This is a genomic window from Sphingomonas sp. UBA978 (assembly GCF_002292295.1).
Lineage (GTDB): Bacteria > Pseudomonadota > Alphaproteobacteria > Sphingomonadales > Sphingomonadaceae > Sphingomonas.
In genome coordinates this window covers 1-4308 of the sequence record NZ_DBBS01000017.1, presented here as the reverse complement: position 1 = coordinate 4308, position 4308 = coordinate 1, and the positions used below count along the sequence as shown (strand labels likewise).

Annotated in this window: 6 protein-coding genes and 1 pseudogene; 2 read left to right on the top strand and 5 right to left on the bottom strand. The window is 70.7% G+C overall.

From position 1 onward, the window contains the following. Positions 1-77: 77 nt before the first annotated feature. Positions 78-461 carry a YraN family protein gene (locus tag B2515_RS09885; RefSeq protein WP_293876048.1) on the bottom strand — a complete coding sequence of 128 codons (384 nt, stop codon included), beginning with the start codon at positions 459-461 and terminating at the stop codon, positions 78-80. 212 nt (positions 462-673) lie between these two features. Between B2515_RS09885 and B2515_RS09880 the strand changes: the two genes are divergently transcribed. After that, positions 674-997: a hypothetical protein gene (locus B2515_RS09880; protein ID WP_293876047.1), complete on the top strand. Its 324-nt coding sequence runs from the start codon at positions 674-676 to the stop codon at positions 995-997. 28 nt (positions 998-1025) lie between these two features. On the opposite strand, the gene B2515_RS09875 is transcribed toward B2515_RS09880, so the two are convergent. From B2515_RS09875 to rsmI, 3 genes are all read right to left on the bottom strand, one after another. Continuing rightward, on the bottom strand, positions 1026-1304 hold the full coding sequence (locus B2515_RS09875; protein WP_293876046.1) for a type II toxin-antitoxin system RelE/ParE family toxin: 279 nt from the start codon (positions 1302-1304) through the stop codon (positions 1026-1028). Next, positions 1301-1579 carry a CopG family ribbon-helix-helix protein gene (locus B2515_RS09870; RefSeq protein ID WP_293876045.1) on the bottom strand — a complete coding sequence of 93 codons (279 nt, stop codon included), beginning with the start codon at positions 1577-1579 and terminating at the stop codon, positions 1301-1303. Before B2515_RS09870 ends, B2515_RS09875 begins: the two co-directional genes overlap by 4 nt. A gap of 68 nt (positions 1580-1647) precedes the next feature. Further along, the gene (rsmI, locus tag B2515_RS09865) at positions 1648-2505 is read right to left on the bottom strand and encodes a 16S rRNA (cytidine(1402)-2'-O)-methyltransferase (protein WP_293876044.1); all 858 of its coding nucleotides are present in this window, start codon (positions 2503-2505) and stop codon (positions 1648-1650) included. Between rsmI and B2515_RS09860 the strand changes: the two genes are divergently transcribed. Continuing rightward, entirely contained in the window at positions 2504-3703 is a 1200-nt protein-coding gene (locus B2515_RS09860) for a penicillin-binding protein activator (protein WP_293876043.1), read from the top strand. The genes rsmI and B2515_RS09860 overlap by 2 nt on opposite strands. A 184-nt stretch (positions 3704-3887) precedes the next feature. Here B2515_RS09860 and B2515_RS09855 read toward each other — a convergent pair. Then, positions 3888-4308: pseudogene (locus tag B2515_RS09855) on the bottom strand (coproporphyrinogen III oxidase); the annotation flags it as partial.

Genomic DNA, 4308 nt, shown 5'->3' with positions numbered 1-4308 from the left:
GTCCTCCGCGCCTCTGCGCGCAAACCTTCTTCTCCGCGTCTCCGCGAGAACCAAAGCCCTTCGCGCCTCCGCGTGGATCACCCGATCCAGGCATTCTCGATATGCCGCGGCCGGGTGCCGGGGGCGAGCAGGACGACGTCGACGCGGATATCGTCGCCCGGCCCGGCGTAGCGCGGCATCAGCACTTCCGCCGCGGCGGCGACCCGTGCCAGCCGCCGCTCGTCGATCGCGAAGTCGAGCTCGGCGGCGGTGCGCCGGGTCTTGACCTCGACGAAGGCGATCAGGGCGCCGCGGCGGGCGACGAGGTCGACCTCGCCGGCCGGCGTACGGACGCGGCGGTCGAGGATCGTCCAGCCTTTCAGCCGCAGCCACCAGCCCGCGAGGCGTTCGCCGCGCCGGCCCGCGGCTTCGGCCGCCTGACGCGCGGCGGTCGTGGTGGAGCGGCGGGGTGGACGCGGCATGACCCGAGGCTGCCGCACGAGGGCGGGCGACGCAAGCGGATCGCGCCCGGTACGTGGGGCCGAGTGTCGCGCGATCATCGTCGCTGCGAAAAATCGTCGTGATGAGAACGGGATAGGCCGCCACACCGGAACAGGACCCGTAAACGCGATTGCCAGGGCGATACGGGACGCTACGGCGCACGGGCCTTTTCCCGTCCTTCGGAGACCTTCGCATGAAATTCCTGCTCCCGCTCGCAGTTGCGAGCGCCGCCGTCGCGCCCGCGCCCGTGCTGGCCCAGCAGACGGTCTGGCCGCTCGGCGAATCGGTCAAATCGCCGTCGAAGGCGTTGAGCGTGCCGACGAAGCTCGATCCGGTGTCGCAGTCGCTCACCGACATGCTGAACGGCGGTGGCAGGATCGTCGCCTCCCATCTCGGCGCGACCGGCCCGGTCGTGACGCTGACGTGGCGCAAGCGCAACGTCCTGTGCATCCTGCAGGGCGCCAATCCCGCGACCGACCAGAATGTCGCCACATCGGAATGCTATGCGCTGAACTGAGTGGGCCCGCCGCGCCTTCGCGACCTGCCTATAGCGGCGGCCACTGACGGGCCGTGTGGAGCAGCACGAGGATCCAGACGGTGTCGTCGACGATCTGGTAGATCAGTCGATAGCGGCGATGCGGCGTAAGCTCGCGCGTACCGGGCACCGCGCCTTCGTGACCGAGCATCGGAAAGCGGGCCAGACCGGCAACGGCATCGCTGAACAGACCATCCATCCGCAATGCCGCCTCGGGGTCGCGCGCCACGAGATAGTCCCAGATCGTCGCGCGGTCCCGTTCGGCCTCCGGCGTCCAGACGATCTTCACCCGCGATCGGTGATCCGGGCGCGCCGCGCGGCGAATTCGGCCTCCACCGCCTCATGCGATCGTCCCAGCCCGCGGTCGACGGAGAGGCGCGCCGCATCGACCTTTCGCTGCAGGAAGGCGTCGTGATCGTGCCGGTCCTGTTCCCGCTGGACGAATTCGCGCATCAGCTCGCGGACCACCTGCGATGCGGGGCGGTGGCTGGCCTCGGCGGCGGCCATGAATTCGGCGCGCAATTCGGGCTCCAGCTTCATCGTGAACACGGCAGCCTTCGCCATGGCATCCTCGTCAATGGTACTGACGCCGTATATACGTTTTTCGGGGCGATGCCCACCCACCGCCCGCGTCACGCCTGCTTCATCGCCAGCGCTCGTGCATAGAGTTCCTTGCGGTCGAGGCCGAACGCCTTGGCCACTTCGCCCGCAGCCTTCGCGACCGGCAGGCGGGTGAGCGCTTCGGCAAGCGCGGCGTCGGCGTCGCCGGCGTCGGGGGGCGGGGCCTCGCCGGGGGGTGCGACGACGATGACGATCTCCCCCTTAGGCGGCGCATCGGCGTAGCGGGCGGCGAGGTGGGTGAGCGTGCCGGTGACGGCTTCCTCGTAGCGCTTGGTGATCTCGCGGGTGACGGCGGCGTCGCGGTCGCCGAGTCCGTCGGCGAGGGCGGACAGGCAGGCCGACAGGCGCGGGCCGGATTCGTAGAGGATCAGGGTGGCGCGGATCGCGGCGACCTCGGCGATCGCGTCGGCGCGGGCCTTGGCCTTGGCGGGCAGGAAGCCGCAGAACAGGAAGCGGTCGGTCGGCAGGCCGGCCAGCGTCAGCGCGGCGATCGCGGCGCAGGGGCCGGGGATGGTCACCACATTGCGCCCGGCGGCGCGGGCGTCGCGGACCAGCTTGTAACCGGGGTCGGAGATCAGCGGCGTGCCGGCGTCGGAGACGAGTGCGATCGCCTCGGTCGTCATGCGCGCGATCAGGCCGGGGCGCATCCCCTCCGCATTATGGTCGTGATAGGGGATCATCGGCCGCTTCGTGCCGATGTGGCGGAGCAGGCCGGCGGTGACGCGGCTGTCCTCGACCGCGATCACGTCGGCGCGGGACAGGATGTCGGCGGCGCGCGGACTGAGGTCAGCGAGATTGCCGATGGGCGTCGCGACGATGTAGAGCCCGGGATCGAGAGGATTTTCGGATATGGCCACAGGGGACGTCATGGCAGAGGCAGCAACATTTGGACAGCCGCGTGCGCGCGGTCTGGCGCGCTGGGTGGCGATCCTCGGCGCGGGGCTGCTCGCGGCCTGTTCGACCGTGGTGCCGCGCGGACCGGTGACGGCGCCGGACCGGCCGACGCGGCCGCAGGCGGAGCGGCCCGAGCCGGTCGAGGCAGGGTTGCCGCGCGATACGCAGCGCAACCGGGTGGCGCTGCTGGTGCCGCTGTCGGGCGGCAATGCCGGGGTCGGCCGTTCGATCGCCAATGCGACGATGCTCGCGGTGCTCGACACCGGCACGGACAAGGTGCGGATCACCAATTACGATACCGCGACCGGTGCGGCGGCGGCGGCGCAGCGCGCGATCGCCGATGGCGCGCAGCTGATCCTCGGGCCGTTGCTGTCCGACGACGTGCGTGCGGTGGCGCCGATCGCCAGGGCGGCGCGGGTGCCGGTGCTGAGCTTTTCGAACGACGTGTCGGTGGCAGGCGATGGTACGTATCTGATGGGCTATGCGCCATCGCAGTCGATCGACCGGGTGGTGCAATATGCGCGCAGCCGCGGGGTGACGAGCTTTGCCGGGCTGATTCCCAACGGGCTGTACGGCGAGCGGGCGTCGACGGCGTTCCTGCGCTCCGTCGAGGGCGCGGGCGGCGAAGTGGCGTCGTTGCAGACCTATGGCCGGGTCGCCGGCGGCATCGCGGGCGCGGTGACGCGGCTCAATGCCAAGGCGCCCTATGGCGCGGTGCTGATCGCCGATGGCGGCGCCAGCGCCGCGGTGGCGGCCCCTCTGGTCAAGCGCGGCAGCGGCGCGTCGACGCGGATCCTGGGCACGGAGCTGTGGAATTCCGAGACGAGCCTCGCGTCGAAGCCGGGACTGAACGGTGCGTGGTTCGCGAGCGTGGCGGATGGACTGTACCGGCAATATGTCACCAAATACCGGTCGCGCTACAATGCGGCGCCCTATCGCTTGTCGAGCCTCGGCTATGATGCGGTGCTGCTGACGGTGCGGATCTCGCGCGACTGGCCGGTCGGGCGGCCGTTCCCGGAGGCGCGGTTGCGCGATGCGGACGGTTTCGCCGGGATCGACGGGGCGTTCCGCTTCGGCCGCGACGGCGTGGCGGAGCGCGCACTCGAGGTGCAGGAGATCCAGGGCGGGACCACGGTGACCGTGTCGCCGGCGCCGGCCGGGTTTGGGCGGTAAGGTCGGCTTTTCCGCAAAGTAGCGAGGAGTTCGCGCGGAAACGCAAAGACGCAAAGGTGTGGCGCCTGCTGCCGCAGGCATGTCATGTCTCAACCGTCCAGCAAGACGCATCGCCGGAGAGAAGGAACGGCATCGCCGCAAGCCCAACACCTTTGCGTCTCCGCGTCTCCGCGCGAACCCCCTTTTACGTTCGCGTAGCCTGACTCTCCGGCGCATCGGCAACGATCAGCGGCAGGATCGCGTCGAGCAACAGCGCCCCGGCTTCGGTGACGCGCAGCCGGTCGCCCTCATGAGCGATCAGGCCCTGCGCTTCCAGCCGGGCGACCGCCGGCCAGTCGATCGGTGCGGTGCCACCCGCCAGCGCGGCGATGCGCGGCAGGTCGATGCCCTCGCGGAGGCGCAGGCCCATGACCAGCGCCTCGCTGGCGCGGTCGTGGGGGGCGAGGGGCTCTTCCACCTCGATCCCGTGGCCGTTGCGCGCGACGGCGGCGAGCCAGTTCTCGGGCTTGCGGCGGCGCTGCGTGGCAAGGCCGTCGCGGCGACCGTGCGCGCCGGGGCCGACGCCGGCATAATCGCCGTAGCGCCAATAGGTCAGGTTGTGGCGG